Source organism: Mesorhizobium sp. M2D.F.Ca.ET.226.01.1.1 (assembly GCF_004022705.2).
GTDB lineage: Bacteria > Pseudomonadota > Alphaproteobacteria > Rhizobiales > Rhizobiaceae > Mesorhizobium.
In genome coordinates this window covers 459,038-473,292 of sequence record NZ_RZOY02000001.1, presented here as the reverse complement: position 1 = coordinate 473,292, position 14,255 = coordinate 459,038, and the positions used below count along the sequence as shown (strand labels likewise).

The 14,255-nt window shown below is 65.2% G+C and carries 8 protein-coding genes, 1 tRNA gene and 1 pseudogene; 6 read left to right on the top strand and 4 right to left on the bottom strand.

What is annotated here, in order from left to right; translation table 11 throughout:
- Nucleotides 1–58: 58 nt before the first annotated feature.
- From EN869_RS02260 to ppdK, 3 genes are all read right to left on the bottom strand, one after another.
- Nucleotides 59–802 (bottom strand): polysaccharide deacetylase family protein, encoded by a 744-nt coding sequence (locus EN869_RS02260; protein WP_127228679.1) that lies wholly within the window; start codon nt 800–802, stop codon nt 59–61.
- A gap of 112 nt (nt 803–914) precedes the next feature.
- Nucleotides 915–2,015 carry a glycosyltransferase family 9 protein gene (locus EN869_RS02255; protein ID WP_245489535.1) on the bottom strand — a complete coding sequence of 367 codons (1,101 nt, stop codon included), beginning with the start codon at nt 2,013–2,015 and terminating at the stop codon, nt 915–917.
- Between the two features lie 324 nt (nt 2,016–2,339).
- Nucleotides 2,340–5,024 carry a pyruvate, phosphate dikinase gene (gene ppdK / locus EN869_RS02250; RefSeq protein ID WP_127228681.1) on the bottom strand — a complete coding sequence of 895 codons (2,685 nt, stop codon included), beginning with the start codon at nt 5,022–5,024 and terminating at the stop codon, nt 2,340–2,342.
- Between the two features lie 217 nt (nt 5,025–5,241).
- Between ppdK and EN869_RS02245 the strand changes: the two genes are divergently transcribed.
- The 6 genes and pseudogenes from EN869_RS02245 to EN869_RS02220 all read left to right on the top strand — a co-directional run bounded on the left by EN869_RS02245 (nt 5,242) and on the right by EN869_RS02220 (nt 10,726).
- Nucleotides 5,242–5,586 (top strand): VOC family protein, encoded by a 345-nt coding sequence (locus tag EN869_RS02245; protein ID WP_127228682.1) that lies wholly within the window; start codon nt 5,242–5,244, stop codon nt 5,584–5,586.
- An 89-nt stretch (nt 5,587–5,675) separates the two neighbouring features.
- Nucleotides 5,676–7,100 carry a phosphomannomutase gene (locus EN869_RS02240; RefSeq protein WP_127228683.1) on the top strand — a complete coding sequence of 475 codons (1,425 nt, stop codon included), beginning with the start codon at nt 5,676–5,678 and terminating at the stop codon, nt 7,098–7,100.
- 22 nt (nt 7,101–7,122) lie between these two features.
- Nucleotides 7,123–7,359 (top strand): annotated as a pseudogene (locus tag EN869_RS02235) (GDP-mannose 4,6-dehydratase); the annotation flags it as partial.
- A 74-nt stretch (nt 7,360–7,433) separates the two neighbouring features.
- Nucleotides 7,434–8,411 (top strand): GDP-mannose 4,6-dehydratase, encoded by a 978-nt coding sequence (locus EN869_RS02230; RefSeq protein WP_127228684.1) that lies wholly within the window; start codon nt 7,434–7,436, stop codon nt 8,409–8,411.
- Nucleotides 8,412–8,642: 231 nt separating this feature from the next.
- A tRNA-Gln gene (locus EN869_RS02225) sits at nt 8,643–8,717 on the top strand.
- 296 nt (nt 8,718–9,013) lie between these two features.
- Entirely contained in the window at nt 9,014–10,726 is a 1,713-nt protein-coding gene (locus EN869_RS02220) for an HAD family hydrolase (RefSeq protein ID WP_127228685.1), read from the top strand.
- 30 nt (nt 10,727–10,756) lie between these two features.
- On the opposite strand, the gene smc is transcribed toward EN869_RS02220, so the two are convergent.
- A complete protein-coding gene (gene smc, locus EN869_RS02215; RefSeq protein WP_127228686.1) occupies nt 10,757–14,218 on the bottom strand; it encodes a chromosome segregation protein SMC in 3,462 nt (1,153 codons plus the stop codon).
- Nucleotides 14,219–14,255 lie beyond the last annotated feature (37 nt).

The window sequence follows — 14,255 nt, the reverse complement described above, 5'->3', positions numbered from 1 at the left end:
GCCGGAAGCGCAGGAAGCCGCCATTCGCAGGCCGGCCTCACCTGAATATCATGGCACCTCAATCGGTGGTGCCGTCATTGCCGACACCCTCGGCATCGTCCAGGCGGACGAAAATCATGCCCTTCTGCTTCAGGGCGAGCAGGCCCTGAACGACGCCCTCGCCGGCCGCATGGGTCGGCTGGTTGATGTGGGCGATGATGACGTCGCCATCCTTGGCGGCGCCGATGCGGCGTGCCGTTTCCTTGGCGCCGAGCAGCGAGCCGCCGTCGCCATTGACCGAGAAGCCGGCGATCTTGAAGCCCAGCTTGCGGATCATGGCGATCGCCGAGGGGCTGTATTCGGCGGTGGCGCCGCGAAACCATTTCGGTGCCGGCCCACCCGCGCTGGCCAAGGCCGCGGCGCCGGACTCGACCTCGGCCTGCACGGCATCCGGACTGCCGGCGCTGCTGATGCCGTAGATCTTCCGCGGCGAATCGACCGCCGGAATGTGGCGGCCACCATGGTTTTCCAGTTCGAACAGATCAGGATGCGCCCGCATGATCTCGACCGCCTCGGCATTGCGCTTCAGCCAGATGCCGGTGACGAAAATCGTCGCCGGTATCCTGTTGTCGACAAGCGCCGAGAGAATCCTCGTGTCGGTCTTTCCGCCGCAGGCATCGAGCGTCAGGGCGACGCGGCCGCCGCCTTCGACACCCTGCGGCTTCACATGCAGCGTCGGCTCGAGCAGCGCGGTGGCATTGCCCGCCGACGCCGTGAACAGCGACAGCGCCATCGCGCAAAGAGAGTTCCGAAGCACGCGCATCTTCATTTCAAGTCCGTCATATCGAACAGTTTGGGTAGCCACGCCAGGATGACCGGCATCTAGGCGAAAATCGGGATGCCCCGACCGGGAGGCGCGGAATTTGGCCGCAATATCAGACAGTGCGCTCCAAGGCCACCTCCGTCCGCGACAGAAGCTCGCGCACTGCGTCGACGACCGCGCCCACTTCGAGGCGCCAGACGCAAAATGCCTTGCTCGGATCGGTCCGGCGGCACAGATCGCCACCCACGCACTCGCAAGGCATGGAGGGCCGCAGCGAAACGCTGGGCACACCGACCGGCGCCCAGCGGATCGGGTTGGTCAGGCCGAACAGGCCGACGACCGGCGTGCCGGCCGCGGCCGCTATATGCATCGGGCCGCTTTCATTGCCAAGGAAGAGCCGCGCTTCCTTGAGCAGCGCCAGCAGCGTTTCAAGCGACAGCGCTCCCACCAGGTTGACGACCGGCGCCTTGACCGTGGCCATGATCTGGTCGTTGGCCTCGGCCTCGTCGGGACCGCCGACCAAAACGACGGAGAGACCCGTTTCGTTCGATATCGTGTCAATGACCTGAGCGAAGCGCTCGGGCTGCCACCGGCGTCCCGGAAAGCTTGCTCCGGCATGCACGACCAGGAAGGCATTGCGCCGAAGACCGAACTTTTCCAGCAACGCCAGGACCCGCGCCGTTTCCGCCGGCTGCGGCCGAATTGAGGGAAATCTCACTTGCAGATCCACGCCTACCGCCTCCAGCGGAGAAAGGTAGCGATAGAGGAAATGCGCCTCGCCGTATCCAAACGGCTTGGCCAGGACGTTGGCGGATTGGCGCTCGAACCGGCGCAACCGCCGTTCGGTCGGAAAATAGCCGACCCGGATCCTGGCGTTGAGGACCATGGCGAGGAAGTGCGTCGTCCTAGAATCGGTCAGGTCGATGGTCATGTCGAAGGCGAACCGGCGCAGCGCACGCACTATCCTGTAGAGTTCCAGGCCGCGCTGCAACACGCTGCCACGCGCGCTGGCGCGCTTGAAAGCGACGGTCTCAGCGGCGATCCCATGCGCGGTCAGGAAGCTGGCGAAGCGAGCCTCGCAAAGGAAGACAATCCTGGCGTCCGGATAGGCGATCTGCAGATTATTCGCCAGCGCCGAGGCAAGAACCAGGTCGCCGATATATTTCGTTTGGAGGATCAGGATCGAGCGGACCCCTTCGAAGGGACCCTGCAAGGTTCGTTTCCGGGCGCCGGACGAATCGGATTCCCCTAAACTGGGTTGAGATATCGACATGTGGAACCGTCACGCGCCTATTCAAGCGATCTCATATACAAGACCATAAGATCGCGTGCCATAGTCGCCGATGAACTTGGTCTGCACGATCAGAATCGATCGGAAAGCGGTAGGGAAAACCTGCAGCATGGTTTTCCGACACCAATAAATTCGGTGTCGGAAACTTCCTCGAAACAATGTCGGGATTCAGGGCGTCACGCGCACGTTCGCGTGACATTACATACAAAATCGTAAAGTATCCTGATGCTGCTCCCCGAATAACCCTCAGGCGCGTTTTGCGGCGCCCTTCGCCGCCGCCACGGCCGCCTGCGCGGCCGCCAGCCTGGCGATCGGCACACGATAGGGCGAGCACGATACATAATCGAGCCCGACTTGCTCGCAGAAGCGGATCGATGCCGGATCGCCGCCATGCTCGCCGCAGATGCCGAGCTTGATGCCGGGCCGCGTCGTCTTGCCCTTCTCGGCGGCGATGCGTACCAGCTCGCCGACGCCGTCGATGTCGAGCGACACGAACGGATCCTGCTCGATGATGCCCTTCTGCCGGTAGGTTTCGAGGAAGGATGCCGCGTCGTCGCGCGAGATGCCGAAGGTCGTCTGCGTCAGATCGTTGGTGCCGAAGGAGAAGAATTCGGCCGCTTCGGCAATGACATGGGCGCGAATTGCCGCGCGCGGCAGCTCGATCATCGTGCCCGTCAGGTAGTCGATCTTGATGCCGGTCTCCTGCATGACGCTTTGCGCCACCGCATCGATGCGCGCCTTGACATATTCCAGCTCCCTCACGAGGCCGACCAGCGGCACCATGATTTCCGGCACCACGAGCGCGCCGGCCTTGCGGCCGGCCTCGACCGCCGCTTCGAAGATGGCGCGCGCCTGCATCTCGGCGATCTCCGGGTAGGAGACGGCGAGCCGGCAGCCGCGATGGCCGAGCATCGGGTTGAACTCATGCAGCGCCTCAGTGCGCTGCCGCAGCTTGTCGGCCGAAACATTCATGGCCGCCGCCACCTCGGCGAGCTCTGCCTCGGTTTTGGGCAGGAATTCATGCAGCGGCGGATCGAGCAGGCGGATCGTCACCGGCAGGCCGGCCATGATCTCGAACAGTTCGAGGAAATCCGAGCGTTGCATCGGCAGGAGCTTGTCGAGGGCCGCGCGCCTGTCCTTCTCGGTGTCGGCCAGGATCATCTCGCGCATGGCGACGATGCGGGCGCCGTCGAAGAACATGTGCTCGGTGCGGCAAAGGCCGATGCCCTCGGCGCCGAAGGACCGCGCCATGCGCGCGTCGAGCGGCGTCTCGGCATTGGTGCGCACCTTCATGCGGCGCGCCGCGTCCGCCCATTCCATGATGGCGGCGAAGTCGCCGGAGAGCTCCGGCTGCAGCATGGCGACCGCGCCTTTCAGCACCTGGCCGTTGCCGCCGTCGATGGTGATGATGTCGCCCTTGCGGAAGGTCTGCCCCATCGACATCAGCGTGCCGGCCTTGTAGTCGACGCGCAGCGAACCAGCCCCCGACACGCAAGGCTTGCCCATGCCGCGCGCCACGACTGCGGCATGGCTGGTCATGCCGCCGCGCGTGGTGAGGATGCCTTCGGCGGCATGCATGCCGTGGATGTCCTCCGGGCTGGTCTCGATGCGCACCAGGATCACCTTGCGCCCCTGCGCCCTGGCATCCTCGGCATCCGCGGACGAAAAGACGATCTCGCCGGTGGCCGCACCCGGCGAGGCCGGCAGGCCCATGCCTATGACGTCGCGGGCCGCTTTCGGGTCGATGGTCGGGTGCAGCAGTTGGTCGAGCGAGGCCGCATCGATGCGGGCGACTGCCTCCTCCTTGGTGATCAGCCCGTCCCTCGCCATCTCGACGGCGATCTTCAGCGCCGCCTTGGCGGTGCGCTTGCCGGAGCGGGTCTGCAGCATCCACAACTTGCCGCGCTCGATGGTGAATTCGAGGTCCTGCATGTCGCGGTAGTGCTTTTCCAGCCGGTCGGAGATATCGACGAAGGCCTGGAAGGCGTCGGGCATCAGCTTCTGCAATGACGGCTTGTCGGAGCCCGCGGCGATGCGCGCCGCCTCGGTGATGTTCTGCGGCGTGCGGATGCCGGCCACCACATCCTCGCCCTGGGCATTGACCAGGAATTCGCCGTAAAGCTGCCTGTCGCCGGTCGAGGGATTGCGGGTGAAGGCGACGCCGGTGGCGGACGTGTCGCCCATATTGCCGAACACCATGGCCTGGACGTTGACGGCCGTGCCCCAGCTTTCCGGGATGTCGTGCAAGCGCCGATAGGTGATGGCGCGGTTGTTCATCCAGCTCGAAAACACGGCGCCGATCGCGCCCCAGAGCTGCTCCCGGGGATCCTGCGGGAACGGCTTGCCGAGCTCCTCCTCGACCTTGGCCTTGTAGAGCGAAATCACGCCCTGCCATTCCGCGGCCGTCAGTTCGGTGTCGAGCTCGTGACCGAGGCTCGCCTTCTGGTCCTCGAGGATTTCCTCGAACACTTCATGGTCGAGGCCCATGACGACGTCGGAATACATCTGGATGAAGCGGCGGTAGCTGTCATAAGCAAAACGCGCATCGCCGGAATCGGCGGCCAAGGCCTCGACCGTCTCATCATTGAGGCCGAGATTGAGCACCGTATCCATCATGCCGGGCATGGAGGCGCGGGCACCGGAACGCACGGAAACCAGAAGCAGCTGCGAGGGATCGCCGAAGCGGCGGCCGGTGATCCGGCCGATATGGTCGAGCGCGGTGATAACGTCCGCCTCGAGTCCATCGGGATAGGCACGACCGTTGGCGTAATAAGCGTTGCAGACTTCGGTGGTGATGGTGAAACCGGGCGGCACCGGCAGCCCGAGGCTGCACATCTCGGCGAGATTGGCACCCTTGCCGCCGAGTAGGTTGCGGTCGCCGGCCCCGCCTTCGGCGGCGCCGTCGCCGAAGGTGTAAACCCACTTGGTCATGCTTGCCCTCCAGTTCGTGGAAGAAAGAAACATCCGGACCATTGTCCGGTTCCCCCGCCTTCCCGGTTCGAGCGATAGGATGCTGCAGTGCGAAAGGCAAGGCACCGGCAAAGCGAGCACCACCGCTAAAATCGATTAAGCAAAAGCTGCGTCAAAAAGACTTGCCGCGGAGTGACGCGACAGATAGAACATAAAGGGAACATAGTGGAGTAGCGTGATGAAACTCAACGGAAAACTCGACTATCTGGAGCTGCCTGCGACAGGCGGCACGCTGGACAGCGTCAAATCCTTCTACAGCGCCGCCTTTTCCTGGTCGTTCACCGATTACGGCCCGACCTATTCCGCTTTCGCCGAGGGGCTCGAGGGCGGTTTCCAGGCCGATGCCGGGGAAGCGCCGGCCAAGCCGCTGCCCGTGCTCTACTCGGAAAACCTCGAAGAAACGCTGGAGGCGGTCGAGAGCGCCGGGGGGACCGTCGTCAAGCCGATCTTTGCCTTTCCCGGCGGCAGACGGTTTCATTTCCTCGATCCGGCCGGCAACGAACTGGCGGTGTGGGGATATTAGGAAAGGTGCGGATTTCCAATATTTTTTGCTGTTGACAGCCGGGCTCACTGCAATAAGTAGCAGCGATCGTCCAACAGCAAAGCAGACTGATGAAATTCGGGTCAAGCGGCGTTCGGGGTTTGGCTTCCGAATTGGCTGGAAGGCCAAGCGGACTTTATACCGAGGGTTTTGCGCGGCGCTTGCGGGCGACCGGATTTCAGCAAGGCAAGGTTTTCATCGCGCGCGACTTGCGCGACAGCAGTCCGGCAATTGCGCAGGACTGCATGGCGGCACTTGCCGCATCCGGCTTCCAGCCGATCGATTGCGGTCCGATCCCCACACCCGCGCTAGCCTTTTACGCGCGCCAGCATGGCGCCGCGGCGCTGATGGTGACTGGATCGCATATCCCCGCCGACCGCAACGGCATCAAGTTCTATGGACCGCAGGGCGAGATCGACAAGGCCGACGAGGCCGCGATCACCACTTATGTCGCTGAATTGTCGGACCAGTATCCCTGGCCGCCGGCCCATGCCGACTGGGAGACCGGCCATGAACAGTCGCTCGCGGCCTTTCGAGAGCGTGTCACGGCTATCCTCGCCCGTGGCGCCCTCACCGGAATGAAGCTCGGCGTCTACCAGCACAGCACCGTTGCGGCGGAGCTGCTTGTCGAGGTTCTGCAATCCTACGGCGCCGAAGTTACCCCTGTCGGCAAAACGGAAACTTTCGTGCCTGTCGATACCGAAGCCGTCAGCCAGGAAACGATGGCGAAGGCGAAGGACTGGGCGCGCGAATTCAAATTCGACGCCGTGCTGTCGGCCGACGCAGATGCCGATCGCCCTCTCGTCATCGACGAAAATGGCGAGCTCTTCCGCGGCGACCTGATCGGGCTGGCCACGGCCCTGTTCGTCAAGGCCGACATCGTGGTGACGCCGGTGACGTCCAATTCAGGCATCTCCGAAGCTTTCGGCTTCAAGGTGGTGAGAACGAAGGTCGGTTCGCCCTTCGTCATAGCGGGCATGGAAGCCGCGCAGCCGGCCGGCGGCACGATCGTCGGCTTCGAGGCCAATGGCGGCGTGCTGCTCGGATCGGACTGTCTTTTGAACGGCAAGATTGTGTCGGCGCTGCCGACACGCGATTCCTTCTTGCCCATCCTGGCGGTGCTGGGCACTGTGGCATCGACGGGAAAATCCCTGTCGGCCCTGCGCGAACTCTGGAACCTTCCGGTCTGCGCCAGCGAGAGGCTTGAGAATTTCCCGGTCGAGAAATCGCATAGCCTGATGCATCGGCTGGCCGATCGCGATGCCTTGCAGGCGTTTCTCGCGCCTTTCGGAACCGTCGCCGACGTCGACCTCACCGACGGTCTCAGGGCGCGCATGGCGAGCGGCGAGATCGTCCATCTGCGGCCTTCCGGCAACGCTCCTGAATTTCGTTGCTATGCCGAGGCCGCCAGCCATGACAGGGCGACTGAAATTGTGGCAATGGCCCTGAAACGGGCACGGGACATGGGACTGGCAGACGAGCGAGGGGCCGTGTAGCGAAAGGTGTCGGCGCCGCCGCAGGACGACGACGGTGTGCGACATGTGCAGGATCGCCTTCGAGTATGTAGGGCTGAAGATGGACGACCATCTCGTCATCGATCCTGACCTGTTCAGGCCCGCGGAAGTCGAAATCCTGCACGGCAATCCGGCCAAGGCACAGGCGAACCTCGGATGGGAAGCGACGATTTCGCTGGAAGAGATGATCCACGAAATGATGGACGCCGATCTGGCGCGCCACTCGGCCGCCAGGCGTTGAAGGGAAGCCCTTGCATTACGGATCGATGACATGACACACCGTCCTTCCGCCCCGCATCCGCCCGCGGACGACGCATGGTGGTTCGTGAGGCCGGCATGCGGGTTTTGATAACCGGAGCCAACGGCTTCGTCGGCCCCTATGTGGGCGACGCGCTGCGCAGCGTTTGCGGCGAGGATGTTGCCATTGTCGCAACCTCCAAGGATGGCGGTCCGCATCCCGTCTTCGGTCAGGTTGAGGAGGTGGATGTGACAGACACCGCCGCCGTCCAAGACGCCATCGCCCGTCACCGGCCAACGCAAGTCATTCACATGGCTGCGGTCGCAGCACTGGGCGCTGCCCGGGCAGATCCTCGGAACACGTGGCGCATCCATGTGGGCGGCGCGCTCAACGTGGCCAATGCCATCCTCGACAAGGCTCCGGACTGCTGGCTGGTTCATGTCGGATCGGGCCTTGTCTATGGCGAGAGCGCGAATACCGGACGACCGCTCGACGAAAACACTCCGCTTGCTCCGATCGACGACTATGCCGTGACCAAGGCCGCGGCCGACCTCGCGCTTGGCGCGCTTTCACGCCAGGGGTTGAAGTGTGTCCGGATGCGTCCCTTCAACCATACAGGCCCTGGCCAGACCGAGGCATTTGCCGTGCCGGCCTTCGCCATGCAGATCGCGCGGATCGAAGCAGGCCTGGCCCCGCCGGTCATCCGCGTCGGCAATCTCGATGCCAGGCGCGATTTCCTGGATGCGCGCGACATCGCCGGCGCCTATGCCCGCGCGGTCTTGAAGAGTCGCGACCTCGCGCCGAACACCATTTTCAATGTTGCATCAGGCCTGTCCTGGCGGATGGGAGACATCCTCGATCGGCTGCTGGCGCAAAGCCGCGCCAAGATCGTCACGGAGCAGGATCCTCTGCGGCTGCGACCGAGCGATCTGCCATGCATCGTCGGCGATGCGAGCCGCGCCCGGACCCTGCTCGGCTGGGCGCCCGAGCGCCCGTTCGAAGATACGCTCGCGGCCGTCCTGCAGGATTGCCGCGCACGTGTGGCCCAAGCGTAGGCAAGGATCCCTCGCCTTCTTCCCGGAAGCCTGAGCTGAACTGCTCCTTGGCCAGCACGCCTGGGAAGCTGCCGCGCCGGTGCATGCGGCTTGCGAACCACCGTCGGCGATCGGGCGACGACTGGCCTAGCTGGCGGCCCGCGTCGCCGCAGATTTTAGTTGATCTCCCGGCATTGAGCTTTGCGCCGCCCCGTCCTATAAGGCCGCGCGCAGCGGGTATGCCCCGCCTGCTGGGGCGTCGCCAAGCGGTAAGGCATCGGTTTTTGGTACCGACATTCCCAGGTTCGAATCCTGGCGCCCCAGCCATCCTCTCTCGCATGGCTTGTCCACGCCGCCCGGCCTCATCCGGCGGGGGCTGGCCTCGTTTCAACTGCGCCGCGTGGCGATCTGCCGGCGAGAATGCCAGCCCGACCAGCGCTTGTTGAGAAAACCATTGAGGCCGAGAATGCTGCGGATCACCGGCTAACCCCGGCCGCGTTGAATTAAGCCGGCGCGGCGTAGCGCAGGCCTGAGAGCAGTGTGTCAGCCTAAACCTTTTCCGCCGACAGGCGTTGTTCATTCCAGACGGACCGGACGCGACAGCCAGCGGAGAGGCTCAATCGATGTATTTCATGGCACTTGCCACCGATTACGACGGCACACTGGCGCATGATGGGCTGGTCACCGCAAGCACGATCTCGGCGCTGGAGAAGCTGAAGAAGTCCGGCCGCAAGCTGATCCTGGTCACCGGCCGCGAACTGCCCGATCTCAAGGAGGTCTTTCCCGAACTTTCCCTGTTCGAAAAGGTCGTGGCCGAAAACGGTGCGCTCATCTACACGCCGGCCAGCGAGGAGGAGCGCACGATCTCGCCCTCGCCTTCCGCGGATCTCGTCGACAGGCTGAAGAAGCGCGGCGTGAAACCGCTATCTGTCGGGCGCTCGATCGTCGCCACGTGGGAGCCGCATCAGACCACGGTGCTCGACGTCATCAAGAAGCTTGGACTGGAGCTGGAGATCATCTTCAACAAGGGCGCGGTGATGATCCTGCCTTCCGGCATCAACAAGGCGACCGGACTGGCGGCGGCACTGGAGGATCTAAAACTGTCACCGCATAACGTCGTGGCTGTCGGCGACGCCGAAAACGACCACGCTTTCCTGAGGGCTTCCGGCTGCAGCGTCGCTGTGGCCAACGCGCTGCCCGCCGTCAAGGAAACCGCGGATCTTGTCACCAGGGAGGCGCGCGGCAAAGGCGTCGAGGAAGTGATCCGCAAGCTGGTCAAGCACGACCACCTGATTGCCAGGAAGCGCTCGCGCGGTGTGCTGCTCGGGACTTCGCGCGGCAAGGAGATTTACCTGTCGCCGACAGAGACGGTGCTGATTGCCGGCAGCTCGGGCATCGGCAAATCGACCCTGGCCACGGCACTCACCGAGCGGCTGGTCGAGAAGGGGCTGCAGTTCTGCATCTTCGATCCCGAAGGCGACTATGACGGGTTGACGGGCGCGGTGCCGCTCGGCAACGCATCGACCGCGCCGAACAAGGAGCAATTGCTGGAACTGCTCGAAAAGCCGCAAAACAATGTCGTGGTCAACGGGCTGGCGCTGAAAGTCGATGAGCGTGCCGGTTTCTTCGCCGAACTGCTGCCCGGCCTCGGCAATATCCGCTACCGGACGGCAAGGCCGCACTGGCTGGTCATCGACGAGGCGCATCACTTGATGCCGAAGCGGCGCGGGGACACGCGATCCGTACTTTCGATCGAGCTGCCCGGCACGGTGCTGATCACCGTCCATCCCGAAGCGATTTCCACCGATGCGCTCGGCCTGGTGACGGCAGTGATCGCGCTCGGGCCCAAGGCAAAGGGCGTGATCAATACCTTCTGCAAGGAAACCGGGCTCCAGGCGCCCAAGAACATTCCATCGCCCAAGGGCGACCGCGTGCTGTTCTGGCGGCCGCATGACGGCAAGAAGCCGTTCACGGTCAAGGCGACCGAACCCGATCAATCGTTGAAGCGCCACAGCCGCAAATATGCCGAAGGCGAGCTCGACGAGGCGGGGAGCTTCTATTTCACCGGACCAAAGAAGGCGATGAACCTCAGGGCCCACAACCTCATCATCTTCGCGCAGATGGCGGAAGGCATCGACGACAAGACCTGGCAATACCATTTGCGCGCCGGGGACTACTCCAAATGGTTCCGCCAGCAGATCAGGGACAAGGAGCTCGCGCGAGAGACGGCCGAAGCCGAAAAAGACAAGTCGCTGTCGGCGGAAGAAAGCCGCAAGCTGGTGCTCGACGCAGTGCGCCGGCGCTACACGGCGCCGGCGTCTGCGCCGGAGAAATAGGATTGGTCGTCGAACCCGAGAAAGGCGAGCTCAGCTCGCCTCGCGCATCGCCTCGGCGGCCTGCAGGTCGACCGAGACTAGCTGGCTCACCCCCTGCTCGGCCATGGTGACGCCGAACAGGCGGTCCATGCGCGCCATGGTGATCGGGTTGTGGGTGATGATGACGAAGCGCGTCTCCGTCGTCTTCGACATCTCGTCCATCAGATTGCAGAAGCGCTCGACATTGTGGTCGTCGAGCGGGGCGTCGACCTCGTCGAGGACGCAGATCGGCGCCGGATTGGTGAGAAAGACGGCGAAGATCAGCGACATCGCGGTCAGCGCCTGCTCGCCGCCGGAGAGCAACGTCATGGTCTGCGGCTTCTTGCCGGGCGGGCGGGCGAGGATTTCGAGGCCTGCTTCCAGCGGATCTTCGGATTCGATCAGCTGCAGTTCCGCCGTGCCGCCGCCGAACAGATGCGCGAACAGCCGCTGGAAATGACCGTTCACGACCTCGAAGGCCGACAGCAGCCGCTCGCGGCCCTCGCGGTTGAGGCTCTGGATCGCCTGGCGCAGTTTTCTGATCGCCTCGATGATGTCCTCGCGCTCGGAAACGATGGTCTCCAGACGCTCGGACAGTTCCTTCTGCTCTTCCTCGGCGCGCAGGTTGACGGCGCCGAGCCGCTCGCGCTCGATCTTCAGCCGGTCGAGCTGGCGCTCGATCTCGGCCATGTCCGGCATCGAATCGTCGGCCTTGAGCCCGGTATGCTGGATGACGAGGTGCGGCTGCGTGTTCAGCGCTTCCTGGATGCGCGCCTCGACCTCGGCGCGGCGCTCGTCGGCGGCGGTCAGGCGCTCCTCGGCGCGGACACGGGTTTCACGCGCCTCGGCGAGCGACTGGATAGCGGCGGTGGCCGCCTTGTCGAGCTCGGCCTGCTTGGTCTCGGCTTCCTGCAGGCGGTCGCTCGCCGCCTGGCGCAACACCTCGGCCTCGGAAAGCTGTGACAGCAGGGCGCGGCGCTTGGCGTCGATCTCGTCCGGCGCATCGGCCAGCCGCTCGCGCTCGGCTTCGGCCTCGGCCTTGCGCTCACCAAGCGCGGCGATCTGCGTCGAGGCGTTCTCGGCGCGCTCCAGCCAGTTCTTGCGCTCCGCGCCGATGGATTCCAGCCGGCGCATGCGCGCCTCCGCTTCGCGACGAAGCCCTTCGTGCACAGCGCGCGCATCGGCAAGGGTTGCGCGGTCACGCGAGACATTGGCGGAAGCCTGTTCGAGCTGCAATTGGAGATCGCCGAGATCGGGCGCGCCCTTGAGCATCTCCTCGGCCTCGAGGAAGGCGGCCTGCGTCTCCTCATGGCTGTCGACGATGCGGGCACGTGCGTCATCCAGCGCAGCGCGCCGGCTCACCAGCTCGCCCCCGGCCTTCTCGGCCTCGGCCAGGGCGTTGCGGGCGGCATCCAGCGCATGCTGCGCGTCGCGGCCGGCTTGGCGGGCGTTGCGTTCGGCCTCGCTCGCCTGGCGCATCGCCTGCTCGGCGCGCGCCAGCGCCTCCTCGGCCTCGCGCACGACGCGCGTTGCCTGCACGGCTTCGGCATCGAGCTCGGCCAGACGGTTCTTCTGCGCCAGCCGCTGCGCGGCGGCGGTTGGAGCATCGGCACTGGCGGTCAGGCCATCCCAGCGCCACAGCGCACCGTCACGGCTGACCAGCCTTTGGCCGGGCGCCAGAAGCGCTTGCAGCCGGCGGCCGTCGGCTGCGTCGACGATGCCGATCTGCGCCAGGCGGCGCGCCAGCTGCGCCGGAGCGCGAACGACGCTGGCAAGGCTCTTCACACCTTCAGGCAGCGCGGCATCGCCCGGCTGTACAGCGCTTTCGCCCCAATGCACCGGGGCGCTGCGGTCGAGCGGAACGTCGAGATCTTCGCCAAGGGCCGCGCCAAGCGCAGTTTCGTAGCCGCGCTCGACGCTGATCTGCTCCAGCACCGACGAGAAAAGATCGCCGCCGCTGGTGGCGTTGAGGATCTTCGCCAGCGTGCGCGCTTCGGTCTCGATGCGCGCCAGTTCCGCCCTGGCATCCTGCAGCGGAGGTCTTGCGGTGCTTTCGGTGGCGCGCGCCTCGGCGACCGCCTGCTCGGCGGCGATCGCACCGGCTTCGCTTTCTTCCAGCCGGGCCAGCGCATCCTCGACCAAAAGCCGTTTCTCGGCGGGGTCAGGCAGGCCGGAAATGCGCGCGACGATGTCGGAGAGCTCGCGGTCGACCTCGGCCAGCTGGCGGGCGAAACGGTCGCGACGCTCGGCGGTCTCGCGCAGCGTGCGCTCGATCTGGTGGCGCGAGGCGGCCGCCTCGGCGCGTTCGGCGGTCAGCGCGGCGAGCTTTGCTTCGCTCTGCGCCAGCGTCGCCCCGGCCTGCTCGAAGGCGGCGCGTGTGGTCGCCTCGCGCTCGGCGGCGCCGGCATTGTCGGAGTTGAGCTCTGCCTCCTCGGCGCGCAGGCGCTCGAGGATGTCGGCATTGTCGCGCACCATCCGCTCCTCGCGGGCGATGTCGGCGTCGAGCTGCTGCAGGCGGCGTTCGAGCTCGGTCTGGCGGGCGCGGATGCGGCCGGCCTCCTCCTCGATCTGCGTCTTGGCGATCGACAGGCGCTGGAACGCCGCGGCGGCGGCGGCTTCGGCGTCGCGCAGGTCCGGCAGCCGGTGGGCGGCGATGCCCTGCTCCCTGGCGGCCGCCATCTGGGCTGCGGCTCGGTCGCCGACCAGCGTGGTGGCGACGGCAAGCGCGGAGCGCGCCTCGCCCTCCTGGGTCTTTGCCAGCATCCAGCGCAGATGCAGCAGCGTCGCTTCGGCCTTGCGGATGTCGGCCGACAGGTTCTTGAAACGCGAAGCCTGGCGCGCCTGCCGCTTCAGGCTTTCGATCTGGCCTTCCAGCTCGCCGACGACGTCGTCCAGCCGCTCCAGGTTCTGCTCGGCCGCTTTGAGCCGAAGCTCCGCCTCATGCCGGCGCGTGTGCAGACCGGAAATGCCCGCCGCTTCTTCGAGCAGCGCGCGGCGGGCCTGGGGCTTGGCCTGGATCAGCTCGCCGATGCGGCCCTGGCCGACCATGGAGGGCGAACGAGCGCCAGTCGACTGGTCGGCGAACAGAAGCTGCACGTCCTTGGCGCGGGCTTCCTTGCCGTTGATGCGGTAGAGGGAGCCCGCCTCGCGCTCGATGCGGCGCGACACCTGCAGTTCATCGGCGTCGTTGAAGGCGGCGGGCGCGCTGCGGTCGGTATTGTCGAGGAACAGCGTGACTTCGGCGGTGTTGCGCGCCGGCCGCGCTCCGGAGCCCGAAAAGATCACGTCGTCCATGCCGGACGCGCGCATGTTCTTGTAGGAGCTTTCGCCCATCACCCAGCGCAAAGCTTCGACGAGGTTCGACTTGCCGCAGCCGTTTGGCCCGACAATGCCGGTCAGCCCGCGTTCGATGACGAACTCGCCGGGCTCGACGAAGGATTTGAAACCGAGGAGGCGAAGGCGCGAAAATTTCATTCGCGCCGCCCAACACTACAGGCGTGAGCGCCGAAGC